Annotated in this window: 16 protein-coding genes and 1 pseudogene; 8 read left to right on the top strand and 9 right to left on the bottom strand. The window is 59.0% G+C overall.

The features are described from left to right. The first annotated feature begins 37 nt into the window (after positions 1-37). Together quiC and CLU80_RS09280 are read left to right on the top strand one after the other, a co-directional pair. Positions 38-1,939, top strand: a complete 1,902-nt coding sequence (quiC, locus tag CLU80_RS09285) for a 3-dehydroshikimate dehydratase QuiC (protein ID WP_099757239.1) — start codon at positions 38-40, stop codon at positions 1,937-1,939. Between the two features lie 101 nt (positions 1,940-2,040). After that, positions 2,041-2,718 (top strand): TetR/AcrR family transcriptional regulator, encoded by a 678-nt coding sequence (locus CLU80_RS09280; protein WP_093434710.1) that lies wholly within the window; start codon positions 2,041-2,043, stop codon positions 2,716-2,718. A 99-nt stretch (positions 2,719-2,817) separates the two neighbouring features. Here the strand turns inward: CLU80_RS09280 and CLU80_RS09275 are convergent, their stop codons facing one another. The 4 genes from CLU80_RS09275 to CLU80_RS09260 form a co-directional block, all read right to left on the bottom strand. Further along, complete coding sequence (locus tag CLU80_RS09275; RefSeq protein WP_093434969.1) at positions 2,818-3,672, bottom strand: shikimate dehydrogenase; 855 nt, start codon at positions 3,670-3,672, stop codon at positions 2,818-2,820. Between the two features lie 5 nt (positions 3,673-3,677). Continuing rightward, complete coding sequence (gene aroQ, locus CLU80_RS09270) at positions 3,678-4,118, bottom strand: type II 3-dehydroquinate dehydratase (protein ID WP_008084592.1); 441 nt, start codon at positions 4,116-4,118, stop codon at positions 3,678-3,680. Positions 4,119-4,315: 197 nt separating this feature from the next. Continuing rightward, positions 4,316-5,395, bottom strand: a complete 1,080-nt coding sequence (gene trmA, locus CLU80_RS09265) for a tRNA (uridine(54)-C5)-methyltransferase TrmA (RefSeq protein ID WP_099757238.1) — start codon at positions 5,393-5,395, stop codon at positions 4,316-4,318. Next, a complete protein-coding gene (locus tag CLU80_RS09260) occupies positions 5,392-6,687 on the bottom strand; it encodes an NCS2 family permease (protein ID WP_099757237.1) in 1,296 nt (431 codons plus the stop codon). Before CLU80_RS09260 ends, trmA begins: the two co-directional genes overlap by 4 nt. 237 nt (positions 6,688-6,924) lie before the next feature. Here CLU80_RS09260 and CLU80_RS09255 point away from each other — a divergent pair, with 237 nt between their 5' ends. Both CLU80_RS09255 and CLU80_RS09250 read left to right on the top strand, forming a co-directional pair. Continuing rightward, positions 6,925-7,359, top strand: a complete 435-nt coding sequence (locus tag CLU80_RS09255) for a DUF4879 domain-containing protein (protein ID WP_414925457.1) — start codon at positions 6,925-6,927, stop codon at positions 7,357-7,359. A gap of 67 nt (positions 7,360-7,426) precedes the next feature. After that, positions 7,427-7,972, top strand: coding sequence for a DJ-1 family glyoxalase III (locus tag CLU80_RS09250; protein WP_099757235.1), 546 nt, complete (start codon positions 7,427-7,429; stop codon positions 7,970-7,972). A gap of 12 nt (positions 7,973-7,984) precedes the next feature. Here CLU80_RS09250 and CLU80_RS09245 read toward each other — a convergent pair whose 3' ends face one another. The 3 genes and pseudogenes from CLU80_RS09245 to CLU80_RS09235 all read right to left on the bottom strand — a co-directional run bounded on the left by CLU80_RS09245 (position 7,985) and on the right by CLU80_RS09235 (position 9,888). Beyond that, positions 7,985-8,272: a HigA family addiction module antitoxin gene (locus tag CLU80_RS09245; protein ID WP_095048728.1), complete on the bottom strand. Its 288-nt coding sequence runs from the start codon at positions 8,270-8,272 to the stop codon at positions 7,985-7,987. A gap of 14 nt (positions 8,273-8,286) precedes the next feature. Then, a pseudogene (locus CLU80_RS09240) lies at positions 8,287-8,565 on the bottom strand (type II toxin-antitoxin system RelE/ParE family toxin). A gap of 84 nt (positions 8,566-8,649) precedes the next feature. Beyond that, complete coding sequence (locus CLU80_RS09235) at positions 8,650-9,888, bottom strand: MFS transporter (protein ID WP_007909739.1); 1,239 nt, start codon at positions 9,886-9,888, stop codon at positions 8,650-8,652. Between the two features lie 395 nt (positions 9,889-10,283). Between CLU80_RS09235 and CLU80_RS09230 the strand changes: the two genes are divergently transcribed. The 3 genes from CLU80_RS09230 (at position 10,284) to CLU80_RS09220 (ending at position 12,981) form a co-directional block, all read left to right on the top strand. Further along, on the top strand, positions 10,284-11,726 hold the full coding sequence (locus CLU80_RS09230) for a cytochrome ubiquinol oxidase subunit I (RefSeq protein ID WP_093434734.1): 1,443 nt from the start codon (positions 10,284-10,286) through the stop codon (positions 11,724-11,726). Between the two features lie 3 nt (positions 11,727-11,729). Continuing rightward, positions 11,730-12,737 carry a cytochrome d ubiquinol oxidase subunit II gene (gene cydB, locus CLU80_RS09225; RefSeq protein ID WP_093434736.1) on the top strand — a complete coding sequence of 336 codons (1,008 nt, stop codon included), beginning with the start codon at positions 11,730-11,732 and terminating at the stop codon, positions 12,735-12,737. A 76-nt stretch (positions 12,738-12,813) separates the two neighbouring features. Further along, entirely contained in the window at positions 12,814-12,981 is a 168-nt protein-coding gene (locus tag CLU80_RS09220) for a DUF2474 domain-containing protein (protein ID WP_095048725.1), read from the top strand. Between the two features lie 72 nt (positions 12,982-13,053). Here CLU80_RS09220 and CLU80_RS09215 read toward each other — a convergent pair whose 3' ends face one another. Both CLU80_RS09215 and CLU80_RS30180 read right to left on the bottom strand, forming a co-directional pair. After that, complete coding sequence (locus CLU80_RS09215) at positions 13,054-14,178, bottom strand: methyltransferase (protein ID WP_099757234.1); 1,125 nt, start codon at positions 14,176-14,178, stop codon at positions 13,054-13,056. Between the two features lie 177 nt (positions 14,179-14,355). Beyond that, complete coding sequence (locus tag CLU80_RS30180; protein WP_177413114.1) at positions 14,356-15,069, bottom strand: autoinducer binding domain-containing protein; 714 nt, start codon at positions 15,067-15,069, stop codon at positions 14,356-14,358. A 323-nt stretch (positions 15,070-15,392) separates the two neighbouring features. On the opposite strand from CLU80_RS30180, the gene CLU80_RS09200 reads away from it, so the two are divergent. After that, a complete protein-coding gene (locus tag CLU80_RS09200; RefSeq protein WP_099757232.1) occupies positions 15,393-16,169 on the top strand; it encodes a ferredoxin--NADP reductase in 777 nt (258 codons plus the stop codon). Positions 16,170-16,205 lie beyond the last annotated feature (36 nt).

Genomic DNA, 16,205 nt, shown 5'->3' with positions numbered 1-16,205 from the left:
CAGTAAAGATAAAGCGGCGCAGTCCGGGAGTTGAAACATGCAGCGTTCCATTGCCACCGTTTCCTTGAGCGGCACCCTGCCGGAAAAACTCGAAGCCATCGCCGCCGCCGGGTTCGACGGGGTGGAGATTTTCGAAAACGACCTCCTGTACTACGACGGCAGCCCGCGGGAAATTAAACAGATGTGCGCCGATCTCGGCATCGCCATCACTCTGTTTCAACCGTTCCGCGATTTCGAAGGCTGCCGCCGTGATCGCCTGGCGCGCAACCTTGAGCGCGCCGAACGCAAGTTCGACCTGATGCAGGAACTGGGCACCGACCTGGTGCTGGTCTGCAGTAACGCCTCGGCCGACAGCGTCGGTGATCAACAAATTCTCGTCGATGACCTGCGCCTGCTGGCCGAGCATGCCGGTGCGCGCGGCTTGCGCATTGGTTACGAAGCGCTGGCGTGGGGCCGTCACGTGAATACTTATCAACAGGTCTGGGACATCGTGCGTCAGGCCGATCACCCGAGCCTCGGTGTGTTGCTCGACAGCTTCCATACGTTGTCGCTGAAGGGCGATCCCCGCGCCATTGCCGACATTCCCGGCGACAAGATTTTCTTTGTGCAAATGGCCGACGCGCCGATTCTGCAGATGGACGTGCTGGAGTGGAGCCGGCATTTCCGTTGCTTCCCGGGACAGGGCGAATTCGATCTGCCGGGCTTCCTCGCGCCGATCATCCAGAGCGGTTACACCGGGCCACTGTCGCTGGAAATTTTCAACGATGGCTTCCGCGCCGCGCCGCCACGGGCCAATGCCGCCGACGGTTTACGTTCACTGCTGTATCTGGAAGAGAAAACCCGTCAGCGTCTTGAGCAGGAAGCGACACCTGTCGCCAATCGCGAAATCCTTTTCGAAACACCGAAGGCCAGCGAGTACAACGGCATCGAGTTTCTCGAGTTTGCCGTCGATGAAAGCCTCGGCGCCAAACTGTCGAACTGGCTGGAACGCTTGGGGTTCGTCAAGGCTGGGCAGCATCGTTCCAAGAGCGTGAGTCTGTTGCGTCAGGGCGACATCAACCTGATCCTCAACTCCGAACCGTATTCCTTTGCCCACAGCTTCTTCGAGGCTCACGGCCCGTCGCTGTGTGCCACGGCTGTGCGGGTCAAGGACAGCGCCAGTGCCTTGGCCCGTGCTGTCGCCTATAAAGGTCAGCCCTATCGTGGACTGGTCGGCCCCAACGAACTGGAACTGGCGGCGGTGCGCGCGCCGGACGGCAGCCTGATTTATCTGGTGGATGAACAGGCCGACGTCTACGGCACCGATTTCAACCTGCTGGCAGACGCGCCGGCCCGTGGCGGTCTCAAGCGTATCGATCATATGGCCATGGCGTTGCCGGCCGACAGCCTCGACAGTTGGGTGCTGTTCTACAAGAGCCTGCTGGATTTCGAAGCGGACGATGAAGTGGTGCTGCCTGATCCGTATGGTCTGGTGAAGAGCCGCGCCTTGCGTAGCCGCGACAGTTCGATCCGCTTGCCGCTGAACATCTCCGAGAACCGCAACACCGCCATCTCCCACGCGCTGTCGAGTTATCGCGGCTCCGGGGTGCACCACATCGCCTTCGATTGTGACGACATCTTCGCCGAAGTCAGTCGCGCCAAAGAAGCCGGCGTGCCGCTACTGGATATTCCGCTCAACTATTACGACGACCTTGCAGCGCGTTTCGATTTTGACGACGAGTTTCTCAGTGAACTGGCGTATTACAACGTTCTGTACGACCGTGATGCCCAGGGCGGTGAGCTGTTCCACGTCTACACCGAACCGTTTGAAGGGCGTTTCTTCTTCGAGATCATCCAGCGCAAGAATGGCTATGCCGGGTATGGCGCGGCGAACGTCGCGGTGCGCCTGGCGGCGATGGCCAAATCTCGCAGTGGTGCCGTGCGCCAGGCGAAGTTGTAGGAAATTCGTAAACGCGGGATTAAACACGGGCCGCGCGGCTTCCTTCACTGTGCTGCGCAGCCCATAATCGCCGCCTGTGCAGTGATGGCCGTGAGCCCGCAATGACGATGAATACAGAACTTTCCGCAGCTTCTGAAGTTTCCACTGTAGAGCCGCGCAAGAGTCGCAAGAACAACCCGGAAAAGACCCGCGAGAACATCTTGCAGGAGGCGATCGTCGAGTTCGTCCAGCAAGGCTTGTCTGGGGCTCGCGTCGATGCGATCGCCGAGCGAATCCACACCTCCAAACGCATGATCTATTACTACTTCGGCAGTAAGGAGCAGTTGTACGTCGAGGTGCTGGAAAAGCTTTACGGTGACATCCGCAGCACCGAAAACCGTCTGCACCTGGCCGAGCTGGCGCCGGTAGAGGCGATTCGGCGTCTGGTGGAATTTACCTTCGATCACCACGACCGCAATGTCGATTTCGTGCGCATCGTCAGCATCGAAAACATCCACAACGCCGAATACGTGAAGCGTTCCGACGCGATCAAAGCGATGAACAACACCATCCTCGATTCACTCGGCGAGATACTGCGTCGTGGTGCTGCTGAAGGTGTTTTCCGTGTGGGGCTGGATGCGCTGGATGTGCATTTGCTGATCAGTTCGTTCTGCTTCTATCGCGTGTCGAACCGGCACACATTTGGCGAGATCTTTCAGATCGATCTGCCGGATGAAAGCATCAAACAGCGGCATCGCGAGATGATTTGCGAATCGGTGCTGCGCTACCTGCAGGCCTGACACATTCCCCCTGTGGGAGCGAGCCTGCTCGCGAAAGCGGTGTGTCAGTCAACAGATGTATTGGCTGGCCGTAAGCCTTCGCGAGCAGGGGGAAAGAATTCAGCCATTCATGCTTTGAAAATGCGCGAGCATCCGCTGCGCGTCCGGCACCACGTCACTGAACAATTCAAACGCTTTCACTGCCTGAAACACCGCCATGTTGCCGCCGTCCAGCGTCCGGCAACCCAGCGCGCGGGCGTTGCGCAGCAGTTCGGTTTCCAGCGGGAAATACACAATCTCCGCCACCCACAATTCCTTGCGCAGCAGTTCGACCGGCACCGGCATGCCCGGCAGTTTGGCCATGCCCATTGGCGTGGTATTCACCAGCCCGTCGGCCTGATTCAGCGTACTCGGTAGATCTTGCCCGGCCACGGCGCGACCCGAGCCGAAATGCTGATTGAGATTGTTCGCCAGACTCTCAGCGCGTTCACGATCGACATCGAAAATAGTCAGTTGCTGTACGCCTTCGCTCAACAATGCGTGGGCCACTGCTGCGCCTGCGCCACCGGCGCCCATCTGGACTACGCGCTCGCGGGCAGCGTCCTTCAGCCCCCGGCGAAAACCCTCGGCGAATCCAAGGCAGTCAGTGTTGTGGCCGACACGTTTACCGTCCTTCAACACCACGGTGTTCACCGCGCCAATACCTTTGGCTTCCGGCGACAACTCATCAAGCAGCGGAATGATTGCCTGCTTGCACGGGAAGGTGATGTTCAGCCCGGTGTAGTTCATCCGCTCGGCCGCCAGCAGCAGGTCGGGCAGGGCGGTGCTGTCCATTTTCAGTTGATCGAGATCGATCAGTCGGTACAGATAACGCAGGCCTTGGGCATCACCTTCGTGCTCATGCAGCGCCGGCGTGCGCGAGGCCTGAATGCCGGCGCCGATCAGCCCGGCGAGTATTACGTTAGAGCGAGACATGCGCATTACCCCTTCAGCCGCTGGCTGAAATGTTCCAGCGCCAGGCGATAGCCATGACTGCCAAACCCGGCCATTACCGCCGTGGCAATCGCCGAGACAAACGAGTGATGACGAAACGGCTCGCGGGCGTGGACGTTGGACAGGTGTACCTCAATCACCGGCAATTCACTGGCCACCAGTGCGTCGCGAATCGCCACCGAAGTATGCGTCCACGCGGCCGGATTGATCACGATCCCGGCGCAACGGCCACGGGCAGCGTGAATCCAGTCGAGCAGTTCGCCTTCGTGATTGGTCTGGCGAAACTCCACGGCCAGGCCGAATTCTTCAGCCGCACGACCGCACAACGCCGAGATATCCGCCAGGGTTTCGTGACCGTAAGTCGCCGGCTCGCGGGTGCCGAGCAGGTTCAGGTTCGGGCCGTTGAGCACCAGAACGATAGGGGGCATGAGGGGTAACTCCACTTATTGTTTTTGGCTTTGGCCGAGGATTTCAGCCTGTGGAGATAAAATGTACTAGATGGTTACATTGGTCAATTGGACGTAGTTGACCTCGACATTTTATGTTCGGTGATCGCACAAACAAAAATCATCACCCACAAAAAAGCCGTCAATCACGACGGCTTTCTTGTGTCAGCTCCCCGCAATCAACGGCGAGTCAACAACACACCCGATTCCATGTGATGCGTCCACGGGAATTGGTCAAACAACGCGCACTGGGTAATGCGGTGCGTGTCGTGCAACTGGGCGATGTTGGCCGCCAGGGTTTCCGGGTTGCAGGAGATGTACAGGATGTTGTCGAAACGTCGGGTCAGCTCGCAGGTGTCCGGGTCCATGCCGGCGCGCGGCGGGTCGACGAAGACGCTGCCGAACTCGTAGCTCTTCAGGTCGATGCCTTGCAGGCGACGGAACGGGCGCACGTCGTTGAGCGCTTCGGTCAGTTCTTCGGCGGACAAACGCACCAGAGTGACGTTATCCACAGCGTTTTCGCTGAGGTTGCTCAGTGCGGCGTTGACCGAGGTCTTGCTGATTTCGGTAGCCAGCACTTTGCGCACGCGGGTCGCGAGCGGCAGGGTGAAGTTGCCGTTACCGCAATACAGCTCCAGCAAGTCGTCAGTGCGGTCACCGAGTGCTTCGTACGCCCAGTTGAGCATCTTCTGGTTCACCGTGCCGTTCGGCTGGGTGAATGCGCCTTCCGGTTGGCGATAGCTGAAGGTGCGACCGCCGACTTCGAGTTTTTCGACCACGTAATCGAGGCCAAGCACTTCGCGCTTACCCTTCGAGCGTCCAATGATGCTCACACCGAGATCCGCCGACAACCTGGTTGCTGCCGCGTGCCAGTGTTCGTCCAGCGGGCGGTGATAGCACAGGGTGATCATCGCATCGCCGGCCAGCGTGGTCAGGAATTCCACCTGAAACAGCTTGTGGCTCAGCGCCGAACTGGCCTGCCAGGCAGCCTTTAATTGCGGCATCAACTGGTTGATGCGCAGGCTGGCAATCGGGAACGCTTCGATGAGGATCGGCGTGCGTTTGTCGTCCTGAGAAAACATCGCGTAATGCCGCTCGCCACCTTCGCGCCACAGGCGGAATTCGGCGCGCAGACGGAAGTTCTGCAGCGGCGAGTCGAACACGGTCGGCTCGGGGGCATCGAACGGCGCCAGCAGATCACGCAAACGCGTGACCTTGGCTTCAAGTTGCTCGGCGTAAGCCTGGGAATCGAATGTCATGCGTTGAACCAACCCAACTTGATCACAAACAGAATCGACAGAATCACCAGCGCCGGGTTCAGCTCACGAGCGCGGCCGGACAGCAACTTGATCACGGTCCAGGCGATGAAACCGAACGCGATGCCGTTGGCGATCGAATAAGTGAACGGCATGGCTAGCGCGGTCACCACGACCGGCGCGGCGACGGTGATGTCGTCCCAGTCTATTTCCGCCAGGCCGGAAGTCATCAACACGGCGACGAACAGCAGTGCCGGCGCGGTGGCGAACGCCGGAACGCTGGCCGCCAGTGGCGAGAAGAACAGTGCCAGCAGGAACAGAATCGCCACGACGATGGCCGTCAGACCGGTACGCCCGCCCGCACTCACGCCAGCCGCGGATTCGATGTAGCTGGTGGTGGTCGACGTGCCGAGCAACGAACCGGCCATGGCCGCGGTGCTGTCGGCGATCAGCGCGCGACCCATTTTCGGCATGTGGCCGTCTTTGCCCATCAGACCGGCGCGCTTGGCGACGCCGATCAGGGTGCCGGAGTTGTCGAACAGATCAACGAACAGGAACGCGAAGATCACGCTGACCAGACCGATGTCCAGCGCACCTTTGATGTCCAGTTGCATGAAGGTCGGCGCCAGCGAAGGTGGCATCGAGGTCACGCCGTTGAACGGGGTGACGCCCATGGCGATGGAAATGATGGTCACTGCCAGAATGCCGATCAGTACTGCACCGCGCACTTTCAATGCTTCGAGGGCGACGATCAGGGCGAAACCGAGGGTGGCGAGAATCGGTGCAGGTTGTTTCAGGTCACCAAGGCCGACCATGGTCGCCGGGTTGCTGACGACGATACCTGCGTTGTGCAGGGCGATCAGTGCCAGGAACAGGCCGATACCGGCAGCAATCGCCGAGCGCAGCGGCAGCGGGATGCTGTTGATGATCCATTCACGGATGCGGAAGATCGACAGCAGGAAGAAGCACACCGCCGAGATGAACACCGCGCCCAGCGCCACTTGCCAGGTGTGGCCCATGTGCAGGACAACGGTGTAGGTGAAGAAGGCGTTCAGACCCATGCCCGGCGCAAGGGCGATCGGGTAGTTGGCGATCAGGCCCATGATCGTCGAACCGATCGCGGCGGCCAGACAGGTAGCGACGAACACTGCGCCCTTGTCCATGCCGGTCTCACCGAGAATGCTCGGGTTGACGAACAGAATGTAGGCCATGGCCAAGAAAGTCGTGATGCCCGCCAGAATCTCGGTGCGCACGTTGGTGTTGTGTGCCTTGAGTTGAAACAGCCTTTCCAGCATGTCTGCTCCCCGTGGCGCGCGTGGCGCCGTGAATGTATCGACCTCAACAGCAAAGCACAGACCATCGCAAGCGCCTGGAAAATTGTGGTGGGCCGGAAAAAGCCGCGCATCATACCAGCAGCGTGAGGAATATGGCGGTTGTTGGTGTCGATCGTCGGCGAAGTTTTGCCTAGAAGCCAACTGCGCCATACTGCGCGCTGATTTTTTCGGGACGGGAAGCGCATGAGCAGGTGCTGGATGAAGGTTTTGGGTTTGATTGCCGCACTGATGGCCGTGACGCCGGTAGCGCTGGCGGCCTCGGCGGAGCCGTTGACCCAAGTGAAAGTGATCAAGGTGCAATCGCCGGCCTGTGGCCTGGAGGACATTGCCGGTGGCCAGACGCAGACCCAATGCAATCATAGTGGGCCGAGCATCAAGGTCTATGTACTGGAAGTCGGATACGGCCAGAGCCAGCCGCATGCCACCCTCGACGGTTTCGAGGTGAACGGCACCCGAGCGCCGGTCTGTGCCTTTGATAACGGCAACCTGACCGAGTGCACTCCCGGCAAAAAAACCGTCGGTTCTCTTTATACCTTCGATCTGGCGGGCAAACAGGAAGGTACCTTCACCTTCAGCAACACCTCGATCAACGCGCCACGCAATACGATGTCGACCCAGCTTTACATCAAGTAACGGCTGTCTGCGAACAGGGCCGGACAAATCTGTCTACGCTTGGAAGATCACCCAGCGGATAACGCCCATGACCTTTAGAGCCCTGATTACCCTCGCCGAGGGCATCGATGATCTGCAAAGCGTGACCCTGATCGACGTGCTGCGCAGGGCCGGCATCGAGGTGGTGGCCGCCAGTATTGAAGGGCGACGCATGCTCACCTGCGCCCGTGGCACACGCCTGACCGCCGATGGCATGCTGGTCGACGTGCTGGCGCAAACCTTCGACCTGATCGTACTGCCCGGCGGCGCCGTCGGTTCGCAACACCTGGCTGCGCATCAACCGCTGCAACAACTGGTCAAGGATCAGGCCAGTGCCGGCCGCCTGTTCGCCGCCATCGCCGAATCCCCGGCCATCGCCCTGCAATCCTTCGGCGTGCTGCGCCAGCGGCGCATGACCTGCCTGCCCAGCGCCAGCCATCAACTCTCGGGCTGTACGTTTGTTGATCAACCGGTGGTGGTCGACGGCAACTGCGTCACCGCACAAGGCTCAGGCGCTGCGCTGGAGTTTGCCTTGACGCTGGTCGAGCAACTCGGCGGCAAGGCCTTGCGGGCAAAAGTGGCGGGGGAGTTGTAGTGGCTGGAGGTGTCAGGCGTGGACAGCGATCAGTTCGATAACCGGTTGCTCCCGATGCTCCGCTTGCCACAGATCGTAGTCGGTTTGTACGCCTAGCCACACACGCGCCTTGCCAATGCCAGCACGCTCAAGACGCACAGCCAGATCCGGGCTGATTGGCGCATGTCCGTGTAGTACACGGGAAAGATGTGGGCGCGCGAAGCCCAAGTGTCGGGCCAATTCGGTCACGCTGATGCCAAGCTCGGGCAAAACATCCATCAGCAGGGTTTCGCCGGGGTGTGGCGGGTTGTGCATGGGCATGAGCCTGCCTCCTGTCAGTGGTAATCCAGATAATCGACCAGTTCGATATCCGAACCGACAAAACGAAAGATCACTCGCCAGTTGCCTGAAACGCTCAGCGACCTTTACTCCGTCAGTTCACCTTTCAATCGATGCAGGCGCCAACCCGGAAGGTCTAGCTCTGCGGGAATCGTAGCGCGATCCATGAACTGCAGCATGCGCGACAGCCGTTTTGCGTGGTCGGCACGAATCCCGCGAGTCGAACCTGTTTCATAGAAGCCTCGAAGGCCTTTGTGCTGAAAGGATTTGATCATGGGCTGGAGTGTAAGGCGATACATTACACTCGGTGCGGTAACTATGTACCGCACCTTTTCAGTTATTTTGTGTTTTGGAGGTTGTCAGACCTTCACCTCTTCCACCGGCACATGCATCCGGTCCCGGTTAGCCAGCGTCGGAAACAACTTGATCCACGTCCCGGTCACCACCAGCGTGCCGATCCCGCCCATGACCACCGCTGGGACAGTACCGAACCAGTGAGCGGTGACACCGGACTCGAATTCGCCCAACTGATTGGAAGCACCGATGAACAACCCGTTCACCGCGCTGACCCGGCCGCGCATTTCGTCGGGGGTTTCCAATTGTACGAAAGAGGCGCGGATGACCATGCTGATCATGTCCGCCGCGCCGAGCACCACCAGCACCGCCAGCGAGAACCAGAACGAGGTCGACAGGCCGAAGGCGATGGTCGCAACGCCAAATACCCCGACCGCCGTGAACATCACTCGGCCAACGTTGCGTTCTACGGCAAATCGGGCGAGGAACAGCGACATCCCCAGTGCGCCGACCGCCGGTGCCGAACGTAGCAGGCCGAGGCCCCACGGCCCGGTCAGCAGGATGTCCTTGGCGAATACCGGCAGCAACGCCGTGGCGCCGCCGAGCAGTACCGCAAACAAATCCAGCGAAATAGCACCGAGAATGTCCGGGCGGCTGCGAATGAAGCGAATCCCGGCCAATAACGAATCCAGCGTGGCTTTGCCTTTGTTCAACGGCGTCTGTCGCGCGGGCAGGTTGAGCATCAAGGTGCAGGCAATGACGTAAAGCAGCACAGTCGGGCCATAGACCCAGACGCTGCCGAATGCATAGAGCAAGCCGCCCAGCGCCGGGGCGACGATGGTTGCCGACTGTTGCGCCGATTGTGCCGCTGCCACCGCCCGTGGGAACAGTGCGCTGGGCACAATACTCGGCAGCAGTGCCTGGGTGGTCGGCATCTCGAACGAACGCGCCGCGCCGAGCAGGAAGGCGAGGATGAAGATCATCTCGCGGGTGACGTGATCGGTGGCGCTGCCGATGGCCAGCGCCAGGGCGATCAATGCCTGCAACGACTGACAGATCGCCGCGACTTTGCGCCGGTCGTAACGATCAGCGACATGCCCGGTGTGCAGCATGAACAGCACACGCGGGGCGAATTCGACGAGCCCGACCAGACCCAGATCGAGGACGTTGCCGGTCAATTGGTAGAGGTTCCAGCCAATTGCCACAGTGAGCATCTGAAAGCCACTGGCGGTGAAGATCCGCGCGAACCAGAAAGCGAGAAACGGACGATGGTGACGTAACAGCAGGGGCTCTTGGCTGGGCATCTGAAGGCAGGTCTGGCTCGAGGGGAACCGCGAGGTTATCACCAGTCTGTAACAGGAAGTTGCTATGACAAAAAATTTAGTTAGCCAGACATCGATTTCCTCCAGCTCGCCGCAAGAAATCCATTGCAGAGCATTGCCGCGCCGATGAGGCAACTTGTCACGCGGCAAACGACCACGCAGTTGTTCGTCGGAAATGGGACTACTCTTTCAACGTTGCTTGATCCAGATCAAGACCCTCCCGGGCCATGCTCTGGTGGCCCGTTGGCCAGACTCCCTGCGTTGCGATGGTTGTTAAAAAAGAACGAATCAGAATTCGCCGCACTCCATATCCGTGGGGGCAGTAGGCGCAGGGGCCACAAGCCCCGAAGCCGGTATTACCTGACAGAGGAAGACTTATGTTCGGTTTAGAGGCACTCGATCTCGCCCGAATTCAGTTCGCGTTCACCATTTCGTTCCACATCCTGTTCCCGGCCATCACCATCGGCCTGGCGAGTTACCTCGCGGTGCTCGAAGGCTTGTGGCTGAAAACCCATAACGACACCTACCGTGACCTTTACCATTTCTGGTCGAAGATCTTTGCCGTCAACTTCGGCATGGGCGTGGTCTCGGGGCTCGTCATGGCCTACCAGTTCGGCACCAACTGGAGCCGCTTCTCGGACTTCGCCGGTGCCGTCACCGGGCCGTTGCTGACCTATGAAGTGCTCACGGCATTCTTCCTTGAGGCCGGTTTCCTCGGGGTGATGCTGTTTGGCTGGAATAAGGTAGGACGTGGGCTGCACTTCTTTTCCACCGTCATGGTGGCCATCGGCACGCTGATTTCGACGTTCTGGATTCTCGCGTCCAATAGCTGGATGCAGACTCCGCAGGGCTTCGAGATCGTCAACGGTCAGGTAATCCCCACCGACTGGCTGGCAATCATTTTCAACCCTTCGTTCCCTTATCGTCTGATGCACATGGCAACGGCTGCGTTTGTCGCCACGGCGTTCTTCGTCGGCTCTTCGGCGGCCTGGCACTTGCTGCGCGGCAAGGACAATCCGGCGATCCGCACGATGCTGTCGATGGCGATGTGGATGGCGCTGATTGTCGCGCCGATCCAGGCCGTCATCGGCGACTTCCATGGCCTGAATACGCTCGAACATCAGCCGGCGAAAATCGCCGCGATCGAAGGTCACTGGGAAAACAAGGGCGACGAAGCGACGCCGCTGATCCTGTTCGGCTGGCCGGACATGAAAGAAGAAAAAACCAGATTTGCCGTGGAAATCCCGTACCTCGGCAGCCTGATCCTCACTCACTCGCTGGACAAACAGGTGCCGGCGCTCAAGGAATTCCCGCCGGAAGACCGGCCGAATTCGACCATTGTGTTCTGGTCGTTCCGGATCATGGTCGGCCTCGGTTTCCTGATGATCTTCACCGGGCTGTGGAGCCTGTGGCTGCGTAAACGCGACACGCTCTACACCTCGCGCCCATTCCTCTATCTGGCATTGTGGATGGGGCCTTCCGGCCTGATCGCGATTCTCGCTGGCTGGTTCACCACCGAAATCGGTCGTCAGCCGTGGGTGGTCTACGGACTGATGCGCACGGCGGATGCGTCTTCAAACCACAGCTTCATGCAGATGAGCATCACCCTGATCATGTTTGTGGTGGTGTATTTCGCCCTGTTCGGCGCAGGTCTCGGTTACATGATGCGCTTGGTGCGCAAAGGGCCGAAGATCAGCGAAGGCGCCGAGACGCCGGACGGTGGTCCAGGCAAGCAGCGTACTCCGGCGCGTCCGTTGTCCGCCGCCGACGATTCGGCCGATGCCGATCACGACACCCCCAGCCTGACCAAGGAGATTTGAGCCATGGGTATTGATCTTCCGCTGATCTGGGCCGTGATCATCATCTTCGGCATCATGATGTACGTGGTCATGGACGGCTTCGATCTGGGCATCGGGATTCTCTTCCCGTTCATCCCGGGCAAAGTCGACCGTGACGTAATGATGAATACGGTCGCGCCGGTCTGGGACGGCAACGAAACCTGGCTGGTACTGGGCGGCGCGGCGTTGTTCGGCGCCTTCCCGCTGGCTTATTCGGTGGTGTTGTCGGCGCTGTACTTGCCGCTGATCTTCATGCTGATCGGATTGATCTTCCGCGGCGTGGCGTTCGAGTTCCGCTTCAAGGCCAAGGACGACAAGCGCCACTTGTGGGACAAGGCGTTTATCGGCGGCTCGGTGGCGGCGACGTTCTTCCAGGGCGTGGCGCTGGGCGCGTTCATCGACGGCTTGCCGGTGGTCAATCGGCAGTTCGCCGGCGGCTCACTGGACTGGCTGACACCGTTCACCCTGTTCTGCGGCGCCGCGCTCGTGGTGGCGTATGCCTTGCTCGGCTGCACCTGGCTGATCATGAAAACCGAAGGCAAGTTGCAAGAGCAAATGCACAATCTGGCGCGGCCACTGGCATTCGTGCTGTTGGCGGTGATCGGTGTCGTCAGCCTGTGGACACCGCTGGCACACCCGGAAATCGCTTCGCGCTGGTTCAGCATGCCGAACCTGTTCTGGTTCATGCCGGTGCCGATTCTGGTGTTGGTGACAATGTACGGCCTGATCCGCGCTGTGGCGCGCAATGCCAACTACATGCCGTTCCTGCTGACCCTGGTGCTGATCTTCCTCGGCTACAGCGGTCTGGGCATCAGCCTGTGGCCGAACATCGTGCCGCCGTCGATCTCGATCTGGGACGCCGCCGCACCGCCGCAAAGTCAGGGCTTCATGCTGGTGGGTACGCTGTTCATCATTCCGTTCATCCTGGGTTACACCTTCTGGAGCTACTACGTGTTCCGCGGCAAGGTCACCCATGAGGACGGTTATCACTAAGCGAAACCCTTAGGCAGCGAGCCTGCTCGCGATGGCGTCGGCAACGGCGCCATCGATCTTACTGAGGATCGAAACAATGACCGGCAAACATTCCCTGCACGATATTGAAGAAGCCGAAAAAAAACCGCTGTGGCAGCGGCTCGGCTGGTTGGCCTTGATCTGGGTCGGTAGCGTCGGCGTGCTGTTTATCGCCGCCAGCCTGATGCGCCTGTTCATGAACGCGGCAGGCCTGACCACGCACTGAATCATCCCGTCCCGGCGCCTTCGGGTACGGTTTTGCAACCCTCCTCACGGAGGGTTTTTTTTGCCTTGAGGTTTACTTGCGCGCTTTGAGAATGACGAACTTTGGCGTGGCGGCCACTTGCTCGACGCCGCGGAACAGCCGCGCCAGTTTGCTGTGGTAACCCAGATGACGGTTGCCGACGATGTACAGCGCGCCACCCACTACCAGCGCTTCGCGCGCCTGCTGGAACATGCGCCAGGCGAGGAAATCGCCCACCACTTGCTGCTGATGGAACGGCGGATTGCACAGCACCACGTCCAGCGACTGCGCTTCCTGTCCGGCCAGGCCGTCGCCGGCTCGCACGATCACTTCGCGGTCGCCCAGCGCTGCGCGCCAGTTTTCGCTAGCCGATTGCACCGCCATGTACGACTCGTCGACCAGCGTGTACTGCGCATCAGGGTTTTGCAGAGCACTCGCGATTGCCAGTACACCGTTGCCACAGCCCAGATCGGCGACTCGGGCGCTCCCCAGATTTTTCGGCAGATGCGGCAGGAACGCACGCGTGCCGATGTCCAGGCCTTCGCGACAGAACACGTTGGCGTGGTTGAGCAACTCGATCGGTGGCTCGTCGAGGCGATAGCGTGACGGGTAGGGCGAGACGGCCGGGGCTTTTGCTTCAGGCGTGGCGATCAACAAGCGAGCCTTTTTCACCGCCAGCGAGGCTTGCACCGGACCAATGTAGCGTTCAAGCAGATCACCGGCGGCGCGTGGCAGGTGTTTGACCATGGCCGCTGCGACGACTTCAGCGCCGGGCGCGAGTTGCCCCTGTAAACGGATCAGTTGTTCTTCCAGCAGTGCAAGGGTTTTCGGCACGCGGATCAGCACCCGATCAAACGGTCCGACCAATGGCTCGCTGGCGGGGATCCCGCGAACAGCGTCGAATGCCTGACCATTGCGCAGCAGGTTTTTTTCCAACCCCTGGAAACCGAGGAATGAGTCACCGCTGCTACTGACCCTGACCTTGCCTGACAAACTGGCAGCCAAGGCCCCGAAGCTGTCGTTGAGCACCAATACGTGCGTGTCCGCCGCCGGTTGCTGCGCCGCCAGATGGTTGAGCAGGTATTCGTCAGCGGCATCGAAGGCTTGCAGCGGTTCGTTCTGCTGTTCGGGCTGGCGGATCAGGTCGAGTTGGGCAAAGGGCGTATCAAGCAAAGGCATGGGGCGGGAACTCAGGGTAATCAACGGGGTGTTCCACAGCCCTGACATTGTGCTGCGGCACCGACCGAGTGTACTGCAACGCCGAACGTTCACGTCATCACTCAGGAGGGTCGCGAATGGTACGTTTTTTTCTTGGTTATTACCTGCACGTTTTATAGGGGACGCAAGACTGCTTGATTAGATGATGCCGGCTCTGGCGGCCGCGATGACAGCGGAAATCTTGTTGCAGACGTTGAGTTTCTCGATGACGTTCTGCACGTGGTAGTTCACGGTGCGTTCGCTCAGGCTGAGGATTTTCGAAATCTCATAAGCGGTCTTGCCGCCGGCTGATAATTGCAGAACCTCCAGTTCGCGGGGCGACAGGTGCGGTTGGCGGGGCTTGAGAGATTGGGGCGGCAGCGTCCTGGCGAACAGTTCACTCAGGTGACTGGTGGCGTAGAACATATAACCAAAATGTTCATACAACTCCAGAGGACTGATGGGGCAATGCTTGCGCGCCAAGCTGATAATGCTGCACAAACCGCTTTGCTCATGGTGGAACGACTGTGACCAGCCATATTGCAGTCCATATTGCTGCAAACCCTGCCAAAGCTGAGGCTTTTCTGAAAATACCGACTCGCTCCAGACGATGGGCATCATTGAGTGATTGCAGTGTGCTATTAGTGGGTCGATTTTACTGTAATGTTTCTGATCATATTGTGCGTTCCATTCTTTGGGGTAGTTGTTGATTTGCAAGGGATCAAGACGTAGTTCCCGATTGGGTGAAGTAACCGAAATGGCACAAAAATTAAAGCCCAGGTTTTCGGCGAATCTCAACAGAATCGTATAAGCAGCGTCTATATCTCTGGCGAAAGTCAGTTGCTTTAACTGCGACTCCTTCCACGTTTCCATTACAGAGTCTCCATTGGTATTGCTGGGGGGGGCGCAAAATGGATCCAAAAGATCCGGCACGCAACGGAGTGTAGGACGTTTCATACAAGGGGCATTAAATTTTTTCGATATTGATGGTGGGAATGTTTTTATAAAAAGTTCTTAGCGAATGACGGCGTTTAGTATTCAGGTCGTCATCCTAACTTTCAGTTTTACATTTAAGGTTTCTTGATGAGTTGAGTTTCTATTCATGTAGGTGAATAGCTGAATGCCATTACTCATCGTCGGTGTTTAAGGCGACCAATATGCGCGACACTGGCAGCAATCGTTCAATGGAGTGCCTCATGACCGCCAGTGCCGAGAAATACACCACGCAGACATTGCTTGATGTTCAACCCTTGACCCCAAGCCTGTTTACCTTGCGTACCAGTCGGGATGCAGGGTTCCGTTTCCGCGCCGGGCAGTTTGCCAGGCTCGGTGTGGCCAAAGCCGATGGCAGCATTGTGTGGCGTGCCTATTCGATGGTGTCGTCGCCTTTTGACGAGTTTCTTGAGTTCTTTTCCATTGTCGTGCCGGGCGGGGAGTTCACCAGTGAGCTGAGTCGGCTGCAGGTCGGCGACACCTTGCTGGTGGATCGCCAGGCTTTCGGCTACCTGACGCTGGACCGTTTCGTCGACGGTCGCGATCTGTGGCTGTTATCCACAGGCACCGGGGTAGCGCCGTTTCTGTCGATTTTGCAGGACTTCGAAGTCTGGGAAAAATTCGAGCGAATCATTCTGGTGTACAGCGTGCGCGAGGCGCGGGAGTTGGCCTATCAGGCGTTGATTGCCGGACTCACGCAGCGTGAATACCTCAGCGAACATGCGCACAAATTGCAGTTCATCACGACGGTGACGCGTGAAGCGCATCCTGACGCATTGCACGGGCGCATCACTACCCTGATTGAAAATGGTGAACTGGAGCGCGTCGCGGGTGTGGCGCTGTCGGCGGAGCACTCGCGCGTCATGCTGTGCGGCAATCCACAGATGATCGATGACACCCGCGCGCTGCTGAAAAAACGCCACATGAGCCTCAGCCTGACCCGCCGGCCCGGTCAGGTGGCTGTGGAAAATTACTGGTAAACAAACGGCGCCTCGAAGGCGCCGTTGTTTCTATCG

Source organism: Pseudomonas sp. 29, assembly GCF_002754355.1.
Taxonomy (GTDB): Bacteria; Pseudomonadota; Gammaproteobacteria; order Pseudomonadales; family Pseudomonadaceae; genus Aquipseudomonas; species Aquipseudomonas neuropathica.
Note: the sequence above shows the minus strand (reverse complement) of the source record. Positions and strands in the feature narration are given on the sequence as shown.

Excerpts from the sequence above, each read along its gene's own strand:
- CLU80_RS09245 (WP_095048728.1), bottom strand. The coding sequence starts at position 8,272 with ATGCCCATGCACAACCCGCCACACCCCGGCGAAACCCTGCTGATGGAT.
- CLU80_RS30180 (WP_177413114.1), bottom strand. The coding sequence starts at position 15,069 with ATGGAAACGTGGAAGGAGTCGCAGTTAAAGCAACTGACTTTCGCCAGA.
- CLU80_RS09220 (WP_095048725.1), top strand. The coding sequence starts at position 12,814 with ATGACCGGCAAACATTCCCTGCACGATATTGAAGAAGCCGAAAAAAAA.
- CLU80_RS09280 (WP_093434710.1), top strand. The coding sequence starts at position 2,041 with ATGACGATGAATACAGAACTTTCCGCAGCTTCTGAAGTTTCCACTGTA.
- CLU80_RS09255 (WP_414925457.1), top strand. The coding sequence starts at position 6,925 with ATGAAGGTTTTGGGTTTGATTGCCGCACTGATGGCCGTGACGCCGGTA.
- trmA (WP_099757238.1), bottom strand. The coding sequence starts at position 5,395 with ATGACATTCGATTCCCAGGCTTACGCCGAGCAACTTGAAGCCAAGGTC.
- CLU80_RS09275 (WP_093434969.1), bottom strand. The coding sequence starts at position 3,672 with ATGTCTCGCTCTAACGTAATACTCGCCGGGCTGATCGGCGCCGGCATT.
- CLU80_RS09260 (WP_099757237.1), bottom strand. The coding sequence starts at position 6,687 with ATGCTGGAAAGGCTGTTTCAACTCAAGGCACACAACACCAACGTGCGC.
- CLU80_RS09235 (WP_007909739.1), bottom strand. The coding sequence starts at position 9,888 with ATGCCCAGCCAAGAGCCCCTGCTGTTACGTCACCATCGTCCGTTTCTC.
- CLU80_RS09215 (WP_099757234.1), bottom strand. The coding sequence starts at position 14,178 with ATGCCTTTGCTTGATACGCCCTTTGCCCAACTCGACCTGATCCGCCAG.
- cydB (WP_093434736.1), top strand. The coding sequence starts at position 11,730 with ATGGGTATTGATCTTCCGCTGATCTGGGCCGTGATCATCATCTTCGGC.
- CLU80_RS09250 (WP_099757235.1), top strand. The coding sequence starts at position 7,427 with ATGACCTTTAGAGCCCTGATTACCCTCGCCGAGGGCATCGATGATCTG.
- CLU80_RS09230 (WP_093434734.1), top strand. The coding sequence starts at position 10,284 with ATGTTCGGTTTAGAGGCACTCGATCTCGCCCGAATTCAGTTCGCGTTC.
- quiC (WP_099757239.1), top strand. The coding sequence starts at position 38 with ATGCAGCGTTCCATTGCCACCGTTTCCTTGAGCGGCACCCTGCCGGAA.
- CLU80_RS09200 (WP_099757232.1), top strand. The coding sequence starts at position 15,393 with ATGACCGCCAGTGCCGAGAAATACACCACGCAGACATTGCTTGATGTT.
- aroQ (WP_008084592.1), bottom strand. The coding sequence starts at position 4,118 with ATGCCCCCTATCGTTCTGGTGCTCAACGGCCCGAACCTGAACCTGCTC.